The sequence below is a fragment of the Streptomyces sp. CB00316 genome (assembly GCF_001905595.1).
GTDB lineage: Bacteria > Actinomycetota > Actinomycetes > Streptomycetales > Streptomycetaceae > Streptomyces.
Map to the genome: position 1 here is coordinate 413763 of NZ_LIXI01000003.1, position 19038 is coordinate 432800.

The following is a 19038-nucleotide window of genomic DNA, read 5'->3' on the forward strand; positions in this document are numbered from 1 at the left end:
CGGGCCGCTTCCGAACGCCGCGCCCCGCCGACCCACCGCGCCGGAGGGTCAGGAGGTCAGGGGCGCGTCTATGGCTTCGTCGACGTCCCCCAGGACGGGGATCGCGCTGTCGAGCCCGATCATCCCGATCAGCCGCCGCACGAACGGGGAGGGCGCGGCGAGCCGCAGCCGGCCGCCGAGCGCGGTCTGCCCCTGGAGGAGCACGTTGACCGTGGTGGAGTCGGCGAAGCCCACACCCGAGAGGTCCACGACGACAGGCCCAAAACCTTCTTCGGCCGCGGCTTCTAGTGCCCGGCCGAGCGGCGGGACGCTGTCGATATCGAGGTCACCCGACACGGTGAGGACCAGAGCACCCCGTTCCTGACGGGTGATGATTCTGACGGCTCTGTCTTCGCTGGGCGGTGGTTGCACGGAAGGCACCTCGGGCGGTTCGGGCGGGTGAAGGACGCCGGTGTGCCGGACGGGTCGGCTTGTTCCGTCCCTGATCACGGCGGGGTACGTGGGTAACGATAGAAGGAACAGTTGCCATTTGACAACATTCTCCATTGGGTAACAATCTGATCCGCAACGGCTGAATGACCAGGCGTCGGCGGTGACGCACCGAGAGAAGCGGAAGCAGGAGCTGGATGAGGCTAGGCGCTATCGGCGACATCATCGCGGAGCGGAGGGCCTGCCGCACCCGTTTCCGGCGAGAGTCTGTCCGAGGCTGCCGCGTGGAAGGCCGCCAGGCCCTCCGCGAGCGCGGCCACGGCGGCCGGTTCCATGCGTTCCAGCACGGCGCTCACCTCGCGGGCGCGCAGAGCCCGGTACTCTTCGAGAAGGGTCCGGCCGCGGAGGCTCAGCCGCAGCACCACCTCGCGCCGGCTCGTCGGGCTGGGTGCGCGCTGCACGAGCCCCATAGCCTCCATCCGGTCGCAGAGCCGGCTGACCGACGGCGCACGCGAACCCAACGCCTCGCCCAACGAGCGCAGATTGGTGCCCTCCTGCTTCTCGATCACGAGCAGGGCCCGGAGCTGGGAGGGCGATACGGTGCCCGAAGCGGCCGCCTCCTGACCGCGGCCCCAGAGCACTTCCAGCAGCTCCGAGGCCGCGGAGGCGTCGGCGGACACCTCTGCACGGGTGCGCGTGCGGCGTGCGGAGTGGGGCATTCATCCACTCTGTCATCCGTCGGCCCCGCTTGTCAGCCCGGACTCAGCCCCTACCACGTCGCAGGACGAAGAATGTACGAGAGACCGTGAACAGAAGACCGGACATCGAGACGGCCGTCAGGGCCGCCGCTCCGCACGCGCTGCTGCCGACGCTGCGCACCCTGCTGGCCGAGGCCTACGGGGCTCTGGCGGTGGAGCTGCATCTGGCCGACTACGGTCTGAGGGTCCTCAAGCGCCTGGACGGGACCGACGGCGAGGAGGAACCGCTCTCCCTGCACAACAGTGCGGAGGGGAGGGCCTTCGGCAGTCAGAAGCCCCGCGAACAGCAGGTCCGGCACGGCGACGCGGTCGACCACTACCTCCCGGTGACGGTACGCGGCGAACGCCTCGGCATCCTCACCGTCCGGCTGCCCGCCGAGCGGTCGGTCCCGGACCTGGTGGGCGAACTGGCCCATGTGGCCGATCTGCTGGGCCACGAGATCCTGGTCGCCGAACGGGACACCGACGTCTACCAGCGCGCCCGGCGCACCACCCGGCTCACCCTCGCCGCCGAGATGCAGTGGCAACTGCTGCCCGCCCGGGCCCGCACGGCCGCCGAGTTCGCCATCGGCGCCCAGCTGGAGCCGGCGTACTCCATCCACGGCGACAACTTCGACTGGGCGGCGGACGCCGACGAGCTGACCCTCGCGGTGACCAACGGCATGGGCGAGGGCATACAGGCCTCGCTGCTCACCAACCTCGCGGTGAACGCCCTGCGCAACGCCCGCCGGGCCGGCATCGGCATCGCCGACCAGGCGGCCCTCGCCGACCAGGCGCTCTACGACCAGCACCGCGGGGCCTCCCACGTCTCCACCCTGCTGCTCCGCTTCGAGCTGGCGACCGGGCGGGTCGGCGTTGTGGACGCCGGATCGCCCCAGCTGTGGATCCAGCGGGGCCGCACGGTCCGGCGCATGGAGCTGGAGGCCCAGCTCCCGCTCGGCATGTTCGAGGAGTCGCACTACACGGTCCAGGAGTTCGACGTGGAGCCGGGCGACCGGCTGCTGCTGCTCAGCGACGGTGTCTACGAGGCGGTGTCCCCGGCGGGGGAGACGTACGGCGAACGGGCGATGGCCCGGGCCATCCAGTCGACGCGGCTGCTGCCGGCGGCCACCGTCCCGCGCGCGATCCTCGGCGAACTGGCCGAGTACCGCGTCACGGAGACACTCGACGACGCGCTGGTGGTCTGCGTGGACTGGTTCGGCCGCCAGGACGACGACAGCTGAGACCGGATGCACGGCCCGCGGCGGCTGGGGCCGGAACACGACGCCCCCCAGGACGCATCACGCGTCTCCGGGGGCGTCGCCGTGTCCGGGTCAGGTCGAGAGCTGGAACTCCGCGCGGATCCGCTTGCCGACCGGCACCCGCTCCGCCGTGAGCCGGTCGCACAGGGCCACGACGATCTCCATGCCGTGCCCGCCCAGCCGGGAGGGATCGGGGCCGTACAGCACGGGCATCGCCGTACTGCTGTCGTACACCGTGACGCTCATGACCTCGGCGTTCCCCTCCAGCTCCAGGAGGTACGGGCCGTGGCTGTAACGGTCGGCGTTGGTGACCAGCTCGCTCACGGCCAGCATCAGGTCGCTGCGGGTGTGCTCGCCGATCGGCGCCAGGCACTCCACCGCGAGCCGCGTGAGGAAACGGTCCGCCAGGGCACGCGCGAGCGCGATGCAGCCAGGTTCGCCGTCGAAGACCTCGGCGCTCAGCAGTGCCTCCCTGGACCGCAGAGCCTGGCCGGGGTCTTCCGGTGGTGAGGTGACCTCTGTGTTCATGTGCTCCAGCCAGGCGCCGCAGTGAGGTCGGAGACCCTGTTCCGCCAGTCGTCTACCCGCCTCGAAGGATCCCACTCCGGGCGATCCGGACCGATCCTACGCACGTCCGGGCAGCCGCACCACGGTCACGAAGAATTCGTCGATCTGGCGTACCGCCGCGATGAACTGGTCCAGGTCCACCGGCTTGGTCACGTACGCGTTGGCGTGCAGCTTGTAGCTGCGCAGGATGTCCTCCTCGGCCGAGGAGGTGGTCAGGACGACCACGGGGATGAGTGACAGCTCGGGGTCGCCCTTGATCTGCTCCAGGACCTGCCGCCCGTCGTACCTGGGCAGGTTCAGGTCCAGGAGCACCAGGTCGGGGCGGGGTGCGTCGGTGTACTCGCCGCGCCGGTAGAGGAAGTCCAGCGCCTCCTGGCCGTCGCGCACGACGTGCAGGGTGTTGCGGATCTTGTTGTCCTCGAACGCCTCACGGGTCATGAGCTCGTCGCCTGGGTCGTCCTCGACCAGGAGGACCTCGATGGGTTGTACGGGGCTGTTCAAGACGGGTCTCCCGGCTGGCCGACGGTCAGGGCCGGAGCGAGGAGCTCCGCCGTGGTGTGCTGGGGCGCATCGGGCGCCGCAGGCAGGGTGAAGTGTATGCGGGTGCCTTCGCCCGGTTCGGCGTCCAGCCAGATCCGGCCACCGTGGAACTCGATGACCTTCCGGCAGAGCGCGAGGCCGATGCCCGTTCCCTCGTACTCGTCGCGCGCGTGCAGCCGCTGGAAGATCACGAACACCTTGTCCGCGAACTCGGGCGCGATCCCGATCCCGTTGTCCGAGACGGTCAGGTGCCAGTCCTCGTCCTCGCGTACGCAGTCGACGGTGATCCGGCACTCCGCGTCCTCGCGGCGGAACTTGATCGCGTTGCCGATGAGGTTCTGCCAGACCATCGTGAGCGAAGTGGAGTCGCCGAGCAGCTCGGGCAGCTCCCGCGGCCGCTCGATCACGGCCCCGGACTCCTCGACGGCCAGCGCCAGGTTGCCGAGCGCACGGTCCAGGGCCTGGCCCAGATCGACCGGCTTCCAGCCCTCGTGGACCCGGCCTACCCGCGAGAAGGTCAGCAGATCGTTGATGAGCACCTGCATCCGCTTGGCGCCGTCCACCGCGAAGGCGATGTACTGCTTGCCCCGGTCGTCCAACTCCTCGCCGTACCGCTTCTCCAGCAGCTGGCAGAAGGAGGCGACCTTGCGCAGCGGCTCCTGGAGGTCGTGCGAGGCGACGTAAGCGAACTGCTCCAGCTCGGAGTTGGAGCGGCGCAGCTCCTCCGTCTGCTCGGCGAGAAGCGTCTCGCGGCCCTGCGCCCCGTCCAGCTCGCCGACCAGCCGCCGCCGCATGTCCTCCACGGCGCCGGCCACGGCCCGGACGTCGGAGGGCCCCTTGATCTCGATCCGCTGGCCGAAGGCTCCCGACCGTACGCGCTCCGAGGCGGCGCGCAACCGGTTCAGCGGAACGCCCACCACCCGGTGGAGCAGCACGCTGAGCGCCACCACGGTCAGGACGAAGACGGCCACCAGGGCGAACAGCACCTGGTCGCGGGTGGTGCGGGCGTCGTTCAGCTCGGCCCGTACGGTGTCCCGGGCCTCGGAGAGATGCGCCTGCTGGGCACCGTAGGCCCGCCGCAGCGCGTCGAAGTCCGCTTTGCTGCTCTGCAGCTGCGCCGAGGCGTCGGCCTCGTTCGGCCCCTGCTCGCGGACCATCTTCAGCAGCGGCTCGGCCTTGTTCTCGCGCCACCGCCGTGCGGCGGTCTCGATCGCGTCGAGATCCGCGGCGAACTGCTTCTGCCCGCCGACCAGCTGCCGGGCCTCGGCCAGCCGGTCCCGCTCGGCGGCCTTGCCCGCCTCATACGGTTCGAGGAACGAGTCGTCGCCCGTCAGGGCGAAACCGCGGACCCCGGTCTCCTGGTCCAGCAGGGCGTTCTGCAGCTGGAACGAGACCGACCGCGCGGGCTGTATTCGGTCGACCAGATCGTTGGTGCGGTCGGACATCCGGGCCAGCACCAGCCCGCCGGCCACCAGGCAGCCGCAGACGACCACGATGAAACCACCGAGGATCAGGTGCACCCAGTTCTGCACCGAGGGCCGGGCGGCCACACCGGAGCGTGCCGGGTCCGTCCTCGTGTCCGTACGCGTGGACTGTTCCGTGCTCATGAAAGTTCCGACCCCCAGCCCAGATGCAGGACGGCCACATCATCCGCGAGTCCGCCGTAGGGGGCGGCTCCCTCGGCGGCTCCGGCCACCAGTGCGTCGACGAATCTGCGGCCCGGCAACCGCCCGTGGGCCCGGGCCATCTCCAGCAGCCCTTCCTCTCCGAGGCGGCTGTCCGGACCGTTGCGCCCTTCGAAAAGCCCGTCGGTGAAGAGTACGAGACCGTCTCCGGGTACCAGCGGCAGGTCGACCGTCGGCCACCGGCCCATCCCGGGCAGCAGCCCGAGCGCCATGCCGCCCTCCGGCTCCACCCAGCGGACCTCCCCGCCCCGGCGCAGCAGCAGGCCCGGGTGCCCCGCCCGCACGATCTGCACACTCCGCCCGTCGGGCGCGAAGGTCAGGGAGGCCATCGTGGCGAAGACGTGCGAGTCCGAGCGCTCGGCGACCAGGATCTCCTCCAGCAGCTCGATCTGCTCCAGGTGGGAGGTCCCGCACAGCACGGCCGTACGCCACGCCACCCGGAGGCAGACCCCCAGCGCGGCCTCCGCCGCACCGTGCCCCGAGACATCACCGATCACCGCGTGGACCGCGCCGTCGGCCGTCTGCACGACGTCGTAGAAGTCACCGCTCAGCAGCCCGTGGACGCGCCCCGGCTCGTACCGGGCGCGCGCCTGGAACCGGTCGTCCCGCAGCAGCGGCACGGGCAGCAGCCCGCGCTCCAGCCGGGCGTTCTCCTGGGCGATCAGCTGATTGGACCTCAGCGCCGCCGCGGCCCGTTCCACTTGCTTGCGCTGGAAGGCGTAGCGGATGGCCCGCGACAGCATCTCGGGGTCCAGCCGCCCCTTGACCAGGTAGTCCTGGGCGCCTCCGGCGACCGCGCGCAGCCCCGTGCCCGACTCGTCGAGACCGGTGAGGACCACGATCGCGGCATCGCTGTCGGACTCCAGGATCTGGCGTACGGCGTCGAGGCCGTGAACGTCCGGGAGGTGCAGGTCCAGAAGCACGCAGACGGGGGTGGTGCAGGTACGCAGGAAGGCGCGGGCCTCGGCGAGGGTCTTCCGCCAGGTGAGGGCGGAGTCCAGCTCGCTGTCGGTGAGCATCTCCTCGACCAGCAGCGCGTCGCCCGCGTCGTCCTCCACCAGGAGGATGGTGGCGTCGACGTTCCACAGGAGGGTGCTGGGGGAGGAGTCGCCGGTGATCTCCTGCTGCGCCGGGATGCCGACGGTGCCCACAGGTTTCAGAGACATGCCCATGGGTGACTCGGCCAACCCCTCCACCCCCTCGGACGACCGGCATCGGACCATCCGGTCGATCGTCGGGAAGCATATGTGATCGGCGGCCTCGGCGGATGCCACGGGCCGCTGCTCGGACAGGAACCGGTCGGGCACCCAGGAGGGTGCCCGACCGGTCGAACGGCGGGTGCCGGGGGAGACCCCGACAGGTCAGGATGTGAGCGGGTTCACGCCTCGACGCTCATTCCCTTGCGGAGTTGCTTGACGATCCGGGTCAGCAGCCGCGACACATGCATCTGGGAGACACCCAGCTCCGCGCCGATCTGCGCCTGGGTCATCTCGGCCCCGAACCGCATCTGCACGATCCGGCGCTCCCGGTCGTCCAGCTGCTCCAGCAGCGGTGCCAGGGTGTGCAGGTTCTCGACGGTCTCCATGGCCGGGTCGTTCTCGCCGAGCACATCGGCGTACGCGCGCTGCTCCTGCCCGGAATCGCTGTCCGCCGAAGGGGTGTCGAGGGAGCCGGCGGAGTAGCCGTTGGCGGCCACGAGCCCCTCGATGATCTCCTCCTCGGACAGGTCCAGGTGGGCGGCCAGCTCCTTGACCGTGGGGTCGCGGTCCAGCTCGGCGGAGAGCTGCTCCTTCGCCTTGGCGAGGTCGACCCGCAGCTCCTGGAGGCGGCGCGGCACGTGTACGGACCAGGTGGTGTCCCGGAAGAAGCGCTTGATCTCGCCCACGATGTAGGGGACGGCGAAGGTGGCGAACTCGACCTCGCGGGACAGGTCGAAGCGGTCGATCGCCTTGATCAGCCCGATCGTGCCGACCTGGATGATGTCCTCGGTGTCGTCGCCGCCGCGGTTGCGGAACCGGGAAGCGGCGAAGCGCACCAGTGAGAGGTTCATCTCGATCAGCGTGTTGCGCGCGTACTGGTACTCGTGCGTGCCCTCCTCCAGAACCTGGAGGCGGTCGAAGAAGACCTTCGACAGGGCCCGCGCGTCCTTGGGGGCCACCTTGCCGGCGTCCTCGACCCAGGGCAGTTCCTCGGCGCCGACGTCGGTCCGCGTGCCGGCCAGGTCGTCGCTCAGAGGCGCCGTCCCTCCGGTGGCTCGCACTGACATCGCCGTCATGGTGTCACCCTCCCTGCTGTCCAATGTGTCGGACCGTCGCCTTCCCGGTCATCCGGAAGTCATGCGTCCCTCTTCGAGAAAGTTCTGATCGCGTTCCGCGAGGTTCTGACGGCGGTCCGCTTCCGGTCCGCCGGAAGCCGCGGGAGCTGACCGTCGTCACGCCCGAACGGAGCAGCCTCGCGCACATGGCAAACTTGAGCGGGGTGTTTCGGCCCGCGGTGATCCCTGACCCGCGGGGATGAAGATGACAGAGGAACGGCAATGACGGTGACAGAGGACAGCCCGGAGCTCGCTCCCGGAATCGACGAGTTCGGTCCCGGCATCGACCCGGAGCGGCTGGCTGTCTGCCTGAGCGTGCTCGACGAGCTCGACCGCATCGAGGTCGACCACCCGGACGCCATCGCCGTCCGCCGGGCCACCGCCGGGATCTACCGCACCGTGAAGCAGCGCCGCCGCCAGGAGCGCCGGGCCGCCAAGACCGCCCACGACCGGGCCGTCACCGAGGCGACCGCGACCGGCTCTGCCGAGCGCATCGACGACGAGACGCAGGGCGTCCTGCCGTCCTCCTCCGCCCAGGCCGAGATCGCGGGCATACTCCAGCGCCCCCGGTCCTGCTACATCTGTAAGACCCGGTACGTCGAGGTGGACGCGTTCTACCACCAGCTGTGCCAGCCCTGCGCCAAGGAGAACCGCGCCCGCCGCGACGCCCGCACCGACCTCACCGGGCGCCGGGCGCTGCTCACCGGCGGCCGGGCGAAGATCGGCATGTACATCGCGCTGCGGCTGCTCCGCGACGGGGCGCACACCACCATCACCACCCGCTTCCCCAACGACGCGATCCGCCGCTTCAAGGCGATGGAGGACAGCGATGAGTGGATCCACCGGCTGAAGATCGTCGGCATCGACCTCCGCGACCCGGCCCAGGTCGTCGCGTTGGCCGACTCCGTCGCCGCCGAGGGCCCGCTCGACATCCTCATCAACAACGCGGCCCAGACGGTACGCCGCTCCCCGGGGGCGTACAGCGAGCTCGTCCACGCCGAGTCCGCTCCGCTGCCCGCGGGCGCGCTGCCCGCCGCCGAGGTCATCGGGACCTTCGGCAGCGGCACGGTCGACCGGGTGGCCGCCCTGCCCGCCGCCCGCAAGGAGAGCCTCAGCGCCCAGGAGGTCACCGACCTGGCCCTCGTCACCGGCTCCGCCTCCCCGGCCCGGATCGCCGCGGGCACCGCGATCGACGCGGGCGGGCTCGTCCCCGACCTGCACGACACCAACAGCTGGGTCCAGACCGTCGAGGACGTCGAGCCGATCGAGTTGCTGGAGGTCCAGCTCTGCAATTCCACCGCGCCCTTCATCCTGATCAGCCGGCTCCGCCCGGCGATGGCCAAGGCCGCCGCCAAGCACGCGTACGTGGTCAACGTCTCCGCCATGGAGGGTGTCTTCAGCCGGGGCTACAAGGGCGCGGGTCACCCGCACACCAACATGGCCAAGGCCGCGCTCAACATGCTCACGCGCACCAGCGCCCAGGAGATGTTCGAGAAGGACAACATCCTGATGACGGCCGTGGACACCGGCTGGATCACGGACGAGCGGCCGCACCCGGACAAGATGCGGCTGGCCGAGGAGGGCTTCCACGCTCCGCTGGACCTCGTGGACGGCGCGGCCAGGGTCTACGACCCGATCGTGCGCGGCGAGAGTGGCGAGGCGCTCTACGGCTGCTTCCTCAAGGACTACGCTCCCGGGAACTGGTAGACCCGCCCGTGTCGGCGTGACCCGACCGGCTCAACCGGAGCCGCACCTCCCGTGCGGCGGCCGCAGACCCGGCCCAGGATGGATCCTGGGCCGGGTTTTCGCTGTCCGAAGTGGCCGAAAGTGACCCACTGCACACATTCTACGAGCGCGGAGCCGCTCATTTGGTTACTCTGAGGCGAACGGACGCCATCGAGGAGCCCACGAAGGTTCCCCGACCGTCCCGGGACAGGTCTGCAACCCGACCGCCGTCCCGCCCCGACACGGCGCCACCGCGACCGGCATAGCTCAGCCCCTGCCCCACTCCGGGGCGGTCGACCTCCGGCGTCGCAGCCGGAGCGTCGGCGACGCCCCGGGTGACGCGACACAGAGGAGTGCGCGGTGACGACACCAGAACTGACGATGCGCGAGAAGCGACCCGCCGAACGGTACGGGGAGCGGACCGCACGGCCCGAGAAGCTCCGGAACATCGAGGTGTGGGCCCGGTCCGCACCGATCCGGCTGGCCGGTTACGAGGACGACCTCGCCGAGCCGCACATCCTGCCCGGCATCGACTGACCGCTCGGCAGGCCTCTTCGACAGGCCCTTCAGCGCGTCCCACGGCCCGTGTCCCGGCCCTCCCGCTCCGGCGGGAGCGGCCGGGACACGGGCCGCATGAATTCCCGGAGGTAGGTGCGGTCCCACCAGCGGCCGGTGGCCCGCAGCTCCCGCATGTCGGTGAACCGGTAGTGGAACACCCGGGCACGCACGTGCGCCGGGGGAGCGTCAGGGAACGGGTTGTACGCCAGCAGCCGGAGCGTGTCCCGGTCCCCGAGCAGCAGCCGCTCGGTGAACGGCCCGAACCAGGAGCGCGCGTAAGCGGGGGAGAGCGCCGCGAACCACATCATCCAGTCGAGCCGCAGGTGGTACGGGGCGAAGAGGCGCGGCAGCCGCCGCACATCGCCCGGTTTGCCGCGGAAACCGTACTCCCGCCACTCGGCGCCCTCGTCCGCGACCGGATCAGCCGTGCCCTCCACCACGACTTCCAGCCGCATTCTGCTGATGGAACCGAACGCCCCGTAGGTGTTGACGAGGTGCAGGGGGTCGAAGGACCGGTTCATCACCTGCCGGCGCGAGAGCAGATTGCGCGCGGGACGGTAGCTGAGGACCAGGACCAGCGCCGTCACCGCGACGACGACCACCTCGTACCAGAGCGGTGGCGCGGCCAGGGCGGGCGGCTGTCCGGTGAACGGGGTCCAGTCGATCACGGAGAGCGCCAGCGCGATGGTCAGCCAGTTCAGCCAGGCGAAGTTGCCCGACAGGACCAGCCAGAGCTGGGTGAGCACCATCAGGGCGGCGGCCGCGCTCGCCACCGGCTGCGGGGTGAACAGCAGGAAGGGGACCAGCAGCTGCGTGACGTGGTTGGCGGCCACCTCGACCCGGTGCACCGGCCGAGGCAGACGATGGAAGAACCAGCTGAGCGGCCCCGGCATCGGCTGGGTCTCGTGGTGGAAGTCGAGGCAGGTCAGCTTCCGCCAGCACGCGTCGCCGCGCATCTTGATGAGCCCGGCGCCGAACTCCAGCCGGAACAGCAGCCACCGCAGCAGCCAGAGCACCAGCACGGGCGGAGCGGTGTCCCCCGTACCGAGAAAGACGGCGAGGAACCCCGTCTCCAGGAGTAGCGACTCCCAGCCGAACCCGTACCAGACCTGCCCGACCTGCACGATCGACAGGTACAGCACCCACGGCAGCGCCCACAGCAGCATCCCGCCCCAGAGCGGAAGGAACCCGTCCAGCCCGGCGATCAGGGCCACCGAAACCGTGCAGCCGCCCCAGGCGACGGCGACGAAGAAGCGGTCGGAGTAGTGCAGCCGGAACAGCCCCGGCGCCGCCTTCCAGGGAGTGCGCCTGAGCAGCTCCGGTACGGGCAGGATGCCGCGTTCGCCGATCAGCGCGCGGAACTGGAGGGCAGCGGAGAGGAAGGCGACCAGGTAGATCGCGGCCAGCGTCCGCTGGAAGATCAGCCTGCTCAGCCAGTAGCCGTCGGCGGAGAACCACTCCATCCCCGCCAGTATCGGCCAGACCCCGCTGTCACACCTCGGCGACGAGCCGGCGCAGCGCCCGGCCCAGTCGGCGCGCGTACCAGAGCTGCACGGGGAGTACGAGCGGTCCCGCGAGCCGGGCGTACCAGGCGGCGGGGCGGGAGAACGCCATGACCGAGAACCAGACCGTGCCGTCGTCCGCCAGGTCGACCACGAAGCACTCCTCGCCGTTCTCCGGATGCCCGGTCAGAGTGCCGTAGCCGAACCCGGTGCGGCCCTCCTCCCCGTAGGCCGCCCAGATCACCTCGCACGGTGCGCTCAGGCGTACCGGTCCCACCCCGAGCGCCACCGTCACGGTGCCACCGGGCTCCGCCCGCCGGGCCGAGGCGTCGATGCGGGTTCCCGCGGCCCGGTGCATGCGCCACTCGGTCACCGCCGCTCCCGCCACCGAGAAGTCGTCCGCGCCCCGGCCGACCGGGGTGCGGTGGTGCAGGTGGTTGTAACCCTTGGGGAGCGGGCCGAGCCGGGTGGCGCCGACCTCGGGGTAGGTGAGCGTGCTCATGCTGTCCTGCTTTCCGGATGGGACAAGTGGGACGGATGGGGCGGGTGAGTCGTACGGACGCGCTGCCAGGCGAGGAGCGAGCACAGGGCGAAGCCCAGCGCGTTGCCCAGGAGGCCATGGGTGGCGGCCATCCAGGTCAGGGTGGGGTGGGGCGGTCCGGTCGCCTCGCCGACCGCCCAGCTCAGGGCGAGCAGCATGGTGGCCACCAGTACGGCGGCGGAGGTGAGGAGCAGCAGCCGGGTCGTCCTGTCCCGGCCCTCCTCGTGCCCCAGGCGCCAGGTCAGCAGGCCGACGGTCCACATGCCGGCCGTCAGGACCACGGCCCCGGCCAGTTCGGCCCAGTCGCCGATGAAGTAGCCGACGAGGACGAGCAGGGTGCCCAGCGGCACGCTGAGTGCGGCGAACCGGCCCGCTGGGTCCTCGGTGACCCGGCAGACGAGGCCGGCGACCAGGGCCGCGGCGAAGCCGGCGGGCACGGCGCACGCCGGGCGGTCCGCCGCAGGGACCTCTCCCCCGCCGGGGCAGCCCTCCTCACCGCCCTCGTCACCCGGCCGTCGCCGCGCTCGCCCTGGTCGCGGAGCGGTCGGGCCTGACGTTGAACGTGTTCAATTCCCCGGGGTGAGGGTAGACGGTTTCTTGAACGCGTTCAAGAAAGCTTTCCGGCCTGGTGTCCGCTTGCGGACTGTCGGTCGGTGCGGCACAGATGGTGACGGATCCATCTCGTTCGCCATGGACAGGCAGGAGAGCTCTGTGCGCTCACCCAGACGTTTCCGGTGTGCCGCGCTCGCCGCGCTGGCCGCCGGGGCCCTGTTCGCCGTAGCCGGCTGCGACAGCGCCGCCGACCGCACGACGAAGGGCACCACGGGCACCGCGGAGGCCGAGGACGTCCTCCTCCAGCCGCTCGCCGAGCCGGGCCCCGGGCCCTTCACGAAGTCGACCGCGCGGCAGGCGCCCTCGCCGTCGGTCACCCGTTCGCCGCAGGGGGGCGACGGGTCCGCCACCCGGACGGTCCATCGCGTCTCGGGCGCTGTCCCCGGGCTCTACGGAGGCGTCCGCTCCGAGGCGTCCTGCGACGTCGAGCGGCAGGCCCGCCTGCTCACCGCCGACCAGGACAAGGCGCGGGCCTTCGCGGAGAAGGCGGGCATCGATGCCGTCCAGGTCCCGGGCTATCTGCGCTCGCTCACCCCGGTGACCCTGCGCGCCGACACCCAGGTAACCAACCACGGCTACAGCGCCGGCTCCGTCACCGCCTTCCAGGCCGTGCTCCAGGCCGGCACCGCCGTCCTGGTCGACAGCAGGGGCCTGCCGAGGGTCCGCTGCGTCTGCGGCAATCCGCTGGAGCGGCCCGTGATCGCGAAGGGGCAGGTCACCCACCGGGGCGAGCGCTGGGCCGGATACGACCCCGCGCGGATCCTGGCGATCGACCCGGGTGTGCGACCGGTCGGCAGCCTGGTCATCGTGGACGCGGCCGACAACACCTGGATCGAGCGGACCGTCGGCGACGACGGTGGACGCGACCGGGCCCCGGAAGACCCGCCGCCCTTCGAACCGAGCGTGGACCTGCTCTTCCCGTCCCCGGCCCGCCCCTCCGATCCCGCACCGACGGAATCCGCCCCGCCGGCCCCTGCCGAGCCGGAGGGGACTCGGTGCCCGGAATCCCCGGGCGACCCCGTCGAACTGCCCCCCGGCTGCCCGCCGCCCATGGAGCCCGACCCCGGCACCGAGGCGCCGGACGACTTCGACGGCACGCCGACCGACGAGCCCTGGGAGATGGGGGAGGGTGAGCCCGGCGTGGTGCCGGAGCCGACCCAGGTCTCCCCCGGTGAAGTCGACGAACTCGATGAATCCGGCGAATTCGGTGAGCTGGACGAACGTGACGAACCCGATGAGTTCGGAGAGTCGGCGGACTTCGGCGTCCCCGAGTCGCTCGCCGGATGACCGGCCGGGACCAGATCTTCTCCAGCCCGTACGGCGACCGCTCCGGTCGGCGTAACGGATCACTCGAAGAATCGGACAAATGATGGCAGAGTGGCCCACATGGATGATCGGGTAGCGGGTGCCCTGTCACTCCCGGACGACTGGCCCGCCCACCCGGACCTCAGCCTCGCCCTGAACCGTATGGGCAGCTTCGACTGGGATCTGGGTACCGGCCTCATGCACATGGACCAGGCCGCCCTCGACGTGTTCGACCTGACCCCCGAGGAGTACGACGGCCGCCCGGCCTCCCTCGCCCACCGCGTACCGACCGACGAGGCGCAGCGCCTGGACGGGATGGTCTCGCAGGCCCTCAAGAGCGGCCTGATCAACTACGGCGCCTACTTCCGCATCCAGCGCCGCGACGGCACGCTGCGCTGGACCCACACCCAGGGCTTCGTCCACCGGGACGGGACCGGCCGGCCCCGCCGCATCATCGGGATCGTCCGCGACGCGACCCAGGAGCTGGCCGACTCCTCCGCCCGGCAAGAGCTGGACCTGGAGCGGCGCCGACGGACCAGCCTGGTGGAGGGCACCACGGCGGCCCTGGCCCACGCCCGTACGGTCAAGGACGTCATAGCGGTCCTCAAGAATTCCCAGGGCCTCGCCCACCTGGGCGCCACCAGCCTCGTGATGGGCCTGCTGGAGTCCGGCCGCATCCACCTCGTCGCCGACGGCCCTGAAGGCGCCTACGTTCCCGGCACCCGGTTCACCCGGGTGGACGAGCAGTACCCGATGAGTGAGGTCGTCCGCACCCTCGCCCCGCGCTTCATCGAGTCCGCAGAGGACTTCGCCACCTCCTACCCGGTCCTCTGGCCCAACATCAGCCACCTCGGGATCACCGCGGCCGCCTACATGCCGCTGATCGCGCAGGCCCGCCCGATCGGCGCACTCGGCCTGCTCTACCGCGACAAGGCGGGCTTCACCCCCGACGAGCGCAACCTCCTCATGGCACTCGGCACCTCGATCGCCCAGTCCCTCCAGCGGGCGATGCTCTACGAGCAGGAACACGACCTCGCCGAAGGGCTCCAGCAGGCGATGCTGCCGCGCCGGATCCCCGCCGTCCCCGGGGCTCAGGTCGCCGTCCGCTACCGCTCGGCCCGGCTCGGCCGGGACATCGGCGGCGACTGGTACGACCTGATCCCGCTGCCCGGCGGCCGGGTCGGCGCCGTCATCGGGGACGTCCAGGGACACGACACCCACGCCGCCGCCGTCATGGGACAGCTGCGGATCGTGCTGCGGGCCTACGCCGCCGAGGGCCACAGCCCCGCGACCGTCATGGCGCGCGCCTCCGTCTTCCTCCACGAGCTGGACACCGACCGCTTCGCCACCTGCACCTACGCCGAGGTCGACCTGACCACCGGGGTCGTCCAGGTGGTCCGCGCCGGGCATGTCGACCCGCTGGTACGCGACGTGGACGGCGGCTGCCGCCGGCTGCCGGCCGAGGGCGGGCTGCCGCTGGGGCTCTCCGCGGAGTTCGGGCGGCTGGAGTACCCGGTCTCCACGGCGGAGCTGGACCCGGGCCAGACGATGATCCTCTTCACCGACGGGCTGGTGGAGCTGCCCGGATCCGATCTCGACGAGGGCATGCAGCTGCTGACCACGCTGGTCTCCAACGGCCCCCAGAACCTCCAGAAGCTGGCCGACGAACTGTGCGACGCCGTCGACGTGCGCGGCGGCCAGGACGACGTGGCGCTCCTGCTGCTCCGCCGCCGGGCCGCCCAGGCACCCCAGCCCGGCGGCCGGCTGCGGCAGCACGTCGCCCAGAACGACCCCGAGGCGCTCAGCTCGGCCCGGCACATGATCCGGGCGGCGGTGCGCGCCTGGGGGGCGAAGGAGCGGGCCGACGAGATCGAACTGGCGGCCGATGAGCTGACAACCAACGCCCTGATGCACACCGACGGTGGGGCGGTCGTCACGATCCGGGTGATGGCCGGCTCCGAGCGCCGCCTCAGGGTCGACGTGGAGGATCGCTCCAGTGCCCTGCCCCGCCGCCGGGACGCGGGGGCGGAGGGGGTGTCCGGTCGCGGCCTGATGCTCGTCGACCGGCTGGCCGATGTCTGGGGCGTGGAGTCCCGGGGCAGCGGCAAGTGCGTGTGGTGCGAGTTCCTGATCCCCGAACGGGCGTGATGAGCGGGCAACCTGTGCTGTAACAGTACGTAACATGTCCGTGCTTGACCGTTACCGACCGCAAACGATTGACTGCGGGGTACGGCCGTTCCACCCCACCCGCGACGACATGAGGCACCTGTTGGGTACCGAACTCCTGGCCCCGCTCGATCTGGCCTTCTGGCACCTCGAATCCGACGCCCACCCCATGCACCTGGGCGCGCTCGCCGTCTTCACCCCGGCGCCCGGCGTCACCCCGCCCCACGTCCTGGGCCTCCTGCGCACCCGGGCCGCCGCGATCCCCCGGCTGCGGATGTGCGTACGGGACGTCCTGCTGCCGGTCGGCGGTGCGGCCTGGACCGTCGACAAGGACTTCGACGTGCACCGGCATGTGCGCCGTGTCGCCGTGGACGAGGGCGACTTCATGGCGGGAGCCACCCGGCTGGCCGGGGAGCTGATGGAACAGCCGCTGGGTCGCGGGCTTCCGCCCTGGCAGATGTACCTGATCGGCGGCGCCGACGACGGGCCGTTCGCCGTGCTGGTCAAGCTGCACCACGCCCTGGCCGACGGGATGCGGGCGGTCGCCATCGGCGCCGGGATCTTCGACGAGATCGCCGCCACCACGGCCCGGTCCGCCGCCCGCGGCCGCCCCGCCGTCCCGCCCCGCTCCTGGCTCCCCGACCCCCGCGAGGTGGCCGGCATGGCGCTCGGCCGGATCGGCGAGGTCGGCCGGGCCCTGGGCGTGGGCGCCTCGGTCGTCCGCGCGGGCCGCCTGGACCTGCGCTCCACCGCCTTCACCGCACCTTCCAGCGGCACCCGGCGCCTGGCCACCGCGGACCTGGACGCCACGGCGCTCCAGAGGATCCGGCGAGCCGAGGGCGGCACCGCCAACGACATCCTGCTCGCCGTGGTCGCCGGTGCCCTGCGCCGCTGGATGGCCGAGCGCGGCGAGGCTCCCGCGGGTGCCGACCCGCGCGCCCTGGTCCCCGTCTCCCGGCGCAGGCCCGGCGGCGCGGTGAGCGGGAACCGGCTCTCCGCCTACCTTCTCGACCTGCCCGTCGGAGCGGCCGACCCCCGCGAACGGCTCAGGGCCGTCCGGGCCGCGATGGACCGCAACAAGGCGGCCGGACCGCTGAAAGGCGCCGGTGCCGTCGCCGTACTGGCCGACCAACTGCACCCGCTGGCCCACCGGTTCGGCGCACCGCTGGCGGCCAACGCCGCCCGCATGCTCTTCGACCTGCTCGTCACCAGCGTCCCGCTCCCGCGCTCCGCGCTCTCGCTCGGCGGCTGCCCCCTGAGCGCCCTCTACCCGATGGCACCGCTGGCCCGGGGGCAGTCGCTGGCCGTCGCCCTGTCGACCTACGGCGGCCGTGTGCACGTGGGACTGGTGGCGGACGGCAAGGCGCTGCCGGACCTGGACCGACTGGCGGACGCGGTGGAGGAGGAGTTCGAGGAGCTCCGCGAGCTGGTGACGGGCGGGCGGATGCCGGCGCCGGTGTCCTGAGCGGACGGTGGAATCTGCCGGCGCCGGTGTCCTGACAGGCAGCCGTACGCGGCCTGCGGCAGGCTGGTGCCATGCCCGAGCTGCCCGAAGTCGAAGCCCTGCGGGTCTTCCTCGACGACCATCTGGTCGGCAAGGAGATCGCCCGCGTCCTCCCGCTGGCGATCAGCGTCCTGAAGACGTACGACCCGCCGTTGACCGCTCTCGAAGGCGCCACGGTCACCTCGGTGGCCCGCCACGGCAAGTTCCTCGACATCGAGGCGGGCGGGCTGCACCTCTGCACCCACCTGGCACGGGCGGGCTGGCTCCGCTGGAAGGACTCCTTCCCGGCCGCCCCGCCGCGCCCCGGCAAGGGCCCGCTCGCCCTGCGTCTGGTGACCGTGGACGGCGAGGGCTTCGACCTCACCGAGATGGGGACCAAGAAGAGCCTCTCGGTCCACCTCGTCCGCGACCCGATGGACGTCCCCGGCATCGCCCGCCTCGGCCCCGACCCGCTCGCCGACGCCTTCGACCAGGACACCTTCGCGGAAATCGTCGGCGGGGCGCGCCGCCAGATCAAGGGCGCCCTGCGCGACCAGTCGCTCATCGCGGGCATCGGCAACGCCTACAGCGACGAGATCCTGCACGTGGCGAAGATGTCCCCGTTCAAACGCACCGCCGACCTCGACGAGGACGACATCACCCGCCTGTACACCGCGCTGCGCACGACCCTCAAGGACGCCGTGGCACGCTCCAGCGGGGTGGAGGCCGGAAAGCTCAAGTCCGAGAAGAAGAGCGGCATGCGCGTCCACGGGCGGACGGGGGAGGTCTGTCCGGTCTGCGGCGACACCATCCTGGAGGTCTCCTTCAGCGACTCCTCGCTCCAGTACTGCCCCACCTGCCAGACCGGCGGCAAACCGCTGGCGGACCGGCGGCTGTCCAAGTTCCTGAAGTAGGACCCGGGGCCGGTTCCTGAAGTGGGACCCGGGGCCGCTCACCGCTCCACCGTCACCAGCCTCCGCCCGTCCGCCGTCCGCACCTCGAAGTGGTCGATGCCCTCCGGCCGCAGCGCCGCCCCGCCGGACACCTCCACCAGGCCGTCCCCCGCCCCCCCGGCCGACCAGCTGCTCACCGTCTCCTCGCTGCCGTCCCGGCCCACCGCGATCAGTGCGCACACGCCGACGACCGGCACCCGGACGACCTCCAGCGCCACCGACGTACCCCACTCGTGGCCCGCCGCCGTCACCACCGCGCCCACCCCCGACGCCCGGTCCGCCCCCACCCACCGCTGCACCACCGCCCCGCCCGCCGGACCGCCGGGGCCGTTCGAGGACCCGGCCACCGCCAACGGTCCGCCCACCGCCAGTACCACCGCGGCCGCCACCAGCGCGAGCCTCCGCCTGCCCGCCCTGCGCCGCCCCGCCGCCACCGCCTCGACCAGCCGGTCCGCGAGGCCGGGGGAGGGCCGCACCACCGGCCGGGCGACCGCCAGCCGGGCCGCGATCGGGGCCAGCTCGCTGGCCCGGGCACGGCACGGCGGACACTCCTCCAGATGCTCCTCGAACCGGAAGGCGTCGGCCCTCCCGAGGACGCCCAGGGCGTAGGCCCCCACCCGGATGTGGGGCTCGGTCATCTGCATGTACTGCGGTACGGG

17 protein-coding genes and 1 pseudogene are annotated in these 19038 nt (G+C 71.7%); 7 read left to right on the top strand and 11 right to left on the bottom strand.

Translation table 11 applies throughout. The annotated features are described in order from the left end of the window. Positions 1–48 precede the first annotated feature (48 nt). On the bottom strand, positions 49–420 hold the full coding sequence (locus tag AMK21_RS09825; protein WP_374194652.1) for an STAS domain-containing protein: 372 nt from the start codon (positions 418–420) through the stop codon (positions 49–51). 212 nt (positions 421–632) lie between these two features. Then, positions 633–1148, bottom strand: coding sequence for a MarR family winged helix-turn-helix transcriptional regulator (locus AMK21_RS09830; RefSeq protein ID WP_073876276.1), 516 nt, complete (start codon positions 1146–1148; stop codon positions 633–635). An 86-nt stretch (positions 1149–1234) separates the two neighbouring features. Between AMK21_RS09830 and AMK21_RS09835 the strand changes: the two genes are divergently transcribed. After that, positions 1235–2410, top strand: a complete 1176-nt coding sequence (locus AMK21_RS09835) for a PP2C family protein-serine/threonine phosphatase (protein ID WP_073876278.1) — start codon at positions 1235–1237, stop codon at positions 2408–2410. A 90-nt stretch (positions 2411–2500) separates the two neighbouring features. On the opposite strand, the gene AMK21_RS09840 is transcribed toward AMK21_RS09835, so the two are convergent. From AMK21_RS09840 to AMK21_RS09860, 5 genes are all read right to left on the bottom strand, one after another. Continuing rightward, positions 2501–2956, bottom strand: coding sequence for an ATP-binding protein (locus AMK21_RS09840; RefSeq protein ID WP_073876280.1), 456 nt, complete (start codon positions 2954–2956; stop codon positions 2501–2503). A gap of 96 nt (positions 2957–3052) precedes the next feature. Continuing rightward, positions 3053–3496, bottom strand: a complete 444-nt coding sequence (locus AMK21_RS09845; RefSeq protein WP_073876282.1) for a response regulator — start codon at positions 3494–3496, stop codon at positions 3053–3055. Next, positions 3493–5142 carry a sensor histidine kinase gene (locus tag AMK21_RS09850; RefSeq protein ID WP_073876284.1) on the bottom strand — a complete coding sequence of 550 codons (1650 nt, stop codon included), beginning with the start codon at positions 5140–5142 and terminating at the stop codon, positions 3493–3495. The genes AMK21_RS09845 and AMK21_RS09850 overlap by 4 nt, the downstream gene beginning before the upstream one ends. Then, positions 5139–6392: a PP2C family protein-serine/threonine phosphatase gene (locus tag AMK21_RS09855; protein ID WP_251053139.1), complete on the bottom strand. Its 1254-nt coding sequence runs from the start codon at positions 6390–6392 to the stop codon at positions 5139–5141. Before AMK21_RS09855 ends, AMK21_RS09850 begins: the two co-directional genes overlap by 4 nt. Before the next feature lie 206 nt (positions 6393–6598). Next, complete coding sequence (locus AMK21_RS09860; RefSeq protein ID WP_073876286.1) at positions 6599–7495, bottom strand: RNA polymerase sigma factor SigF; 897 nt, start codon at positions 7493–7495, stop codon at positions 6599–6601. 261 nt (positions 7496–7756) lie between these two features. On the opposite strand from AMK21_RS09860, the gene AMK21_RS09865 reads away from it, so the two are divergent. Further along, the gene (locus tag AMK21_RS09865; protein ID WP_073876288.1) at positions 7757–9241 is read left to right on the top strand and encodes an SDR family NAD(P)-dependent oxidoreductase; all 1485 of its coding nucleotides are present in this window, start codon (positions 7757–7759) and stop codon (positions 9239–9241) included. Between the two features lie 378 nt (positions 9242–9619). After that, complete coding sequence (locus AMK21_RS35065) at positions 9620–9796, top strand: hypothetical protein (protein ID WP_015612873.1); 177 nt, start codon at positions 9620–9622, stop codon at positions 9794–9796. Between the two features lie 29 nt (positions 9797–9825). Here the strand turns inward: AMK21_RS35065 and AMK21_RS09870 are convergent, their stop codons facing one another. The 3 genes and pseudogenes from AMK21_RS09870 to AMK21_RS09880 all read right to left on the bottom strand — a co-directional run. After that, positions 9826–11280, bottom strand: coding sequence for a lipase maturation factor family protein (locus tag AMK21_RS09870; RefSeq protein ID WP_073876290.1), 1455 nt, complete (start codon positions 11278–11280; stop codon positions 9826–9828). Positions 11281–11308: 28 nt separating this feature from the next. Beyond that, complete coding sequence (locus AMK21_RS09875) at positions 11309–11821, bottom strand: DUF1990 family protein (RefSeq protein ID WP_073876292.1); 513 nt, start codon at positions 11819–11821, stop codon at positions 11309–11311. Next, positions 11818–12291 (bottom strand): annotated as a pseudogene (locus AMK21_RS09880) (YndJ family transporter); the annotation flags it as partial. The gene AMK21_RS09875 and the pseudogene AMK21_RS09880, both read right to left, overlap by 4 nt. Before the next feature lie 280 nt (positions 12292–12571). Between AMK21_RS09880 and AMK21_RS09885 the strand changes: the two are divergent. From AMK21_RS09885 to AMK21_RS09900, 4 genes are all read left to right on the top strand, one after another. Then, a complete protein-coding gene (locus AMK21_RS09885) occupies positions 12572–13759 on the top strand; it encodes a DUF6777 domain-containing protein (RefSeq protein WP_073876294.1) in 1188 nt (395 codons plus the stop codon). Between the two features lie 99 nt (positions 13760–13858). Then, positions 13859–15925, top strand: a complete 2067-nt coding sequence (locus tag AMK21_RS09890; RefSeq protein ID WP_073876296.1) for a SpoIIE family protein phosphatase — start codon at positions 13859–13861, stop codon at positions 15923–15925. A gap of 121 nt (positions 15926–16046) precedes the next feature. After that, on the top strand, positions 16047–17408 hold the full coding sequence (locus tag AMK21_RS09895) for a wax ester/triacylglycerol synthase family O-acyltransferase (RefSeq protein WP_073876298.1): 1362 nt from the start codon (positions 16047–16049) through the stop codon (positions 17406–17408). A gap of 71 nt (positions 17409–17479) precedes the next feature. Beyond that, positions 17480–18340, top strand: coding sequence for an Fpg/Nei family DNA glycosylase (locus tag AMK21_RS09900; protein WP_073876300.1), 861 nt, complete (start codon positions 17480–17482; stop codon positions 18338–18340). Between the two features lie 38 nt (positions 18341–18378). On the opposite strand, the gene AMK21_RS09905 is transcribed toward AMK21_RS09900, so the two are convergent. Continuing rightward, positions 18379–19023, bottom strand: a complete 645-nt coding sequence (locus AMK21_RS09905) for a zf-HC2 domain-containing protein (RefSeq protein WP_073876302.1) — start codon at positions 19021–19023, stop codon at positions 18379–18381. Positions 19024–19038: the final 15 nt, after the last annotated feature.

What these genes read in the sequence shown, in the direction of transcription:
- AMK21_RS09850 (WP_073876284.1), bottom strand. Translation starts at nt 5,142, where the DNA reads ATGAGCACGGAACAGTCCACGCGTACGGACACGAGGACGGACCCGGCA.
- AMK21_RS09855 (WP_251053139.1), bottom strand. Translation starts at nt 6,392, where the DNA reads ATGGGCATGTCTCTGAAACCTGTGGGCACCGTCGGCATCCCGGCGCAG.
- AMK21_RS09840 (WP_073876280.1), bottom strand. Translation starts at nt 2,956, where the DNA reads ATGAACACAGAGGTCACCTCACCACCGGAAGACCCCGGCCAGGCTCTG.
- AMK21_RS09830 (WP_073876276.1), bottom strand. Translation starts at nt 1,148, where the DNA reads ATGCCCCACTCCGCACGCCGCACGCGCACCCGTGCAGAGGTGTCCGCC.
- AMK21_RS09865 (WP_073876288.1), top strand. Translation starts at nt 7,757, where the DNA reads ATGACGGTGACAGAGGACAGCCCGGAGCTCGCTCCCGGAATCGACGAG.
- AMK21_RS09905 (WP_073876302.1), bottom strand. Translation starts at nt 19,023, where the DNA reads ATGCAGATGACCGAGCCCCACATCCGGGTGGGGGCCTACGCCCTGGGC.
- AMK21_RS09860 (WP_073876286.1), bottom strand. Translation starts at nt 7,495, where the DNA reads ATGACGGCGATGTCAGTGCGAGCCACCGGAGGGACGGCGCCTCTGAGC.
- AMK21_RS09870 (WP_073876290.1), bottom strand. Translation starts at nt 11,280, where the DNA reads ATGGAGTGGTTCTCCGCCGACGGCTACTGGCTGAGCAGGCTGATCTTC.
- AMK21_RS09900 (WP_073876300.1), top strand. Translation starts at nt 17,480, where the DNA reads ATGCCCGAGCTGCCCGAAGTCGAAGCCCTGCGGGTCTTCCTCGACGAC.
- AMK21_RS09875 (WP_073876292.1), bottom strand. Translation starts at nt 11,821, where the DNA reads ATGAGCACGCTCACCTACCCCGAGGTCGGCGCCACCCGGCTCGGCCCG.
- AMK21_RS09890 (WP_073876296.1), top strand. Translation starts at nt 13,859, where the DNA reads ATGGATGATCGGGTAGCGGGTGCCCTGTCACTCCCGGACGACTGGCCC.